General features: G+C 51.6%; 2 rRNA genes. Both read left to right on the top strand.

The annotated features are described in order from the left end of the window. Positions 1-83, top strand: a 23S ribosomal RNA gene (locus EVJ21_RS15335); the annotation flags it as partial. 51 nt (positions 84-134) lie between these two features. Then, positions 135-215: ribosomal RNA gene (gene rrf, locus EVJ21_RS15330) — 5S ribosomal RNA — on the top strand; the annotation flags it as partial.

The following is a 215-nucleotide window of genomic DNA, read 5'->3' as shown; positions in this document are numbered from 1 at the left end:
AGACGATGAGGTAGATAGGTCATGGGTGGAAGCACGGCGACGTGTGGAGCTGAATGATACTAATCGGTCGAGGCTTTGATCTAGAAACGGTTTGAACTTGATGAGTCTTCAGTTTTCAGGGAACAATTCCCTTGTCTGGTGGCGATAGCGAAGCGGCCACACCCGTTCCCATGCCGAACACGGAAGTTAAGCGCTTCAGCGCCGAAAGTAGTTGG

Origin of the sequence: Exiguobacterium sp. SH0S2, assembly GCF_004337185.1 — a bacterium.
In the GTDB taxonomy this organism is placed as follows: Bacteria; Bacillota; Bacilli; order Exiguobacteriales; family Exiguobacteriaceae; genus Exiguobacterium; species Exiguobacterium aurantiacum_A.
The sequence above is the reverse complement of the archived record's forward strand: the minus strand, read 5'-3'. Positions and strand labels throughout refer to the sequence as shown.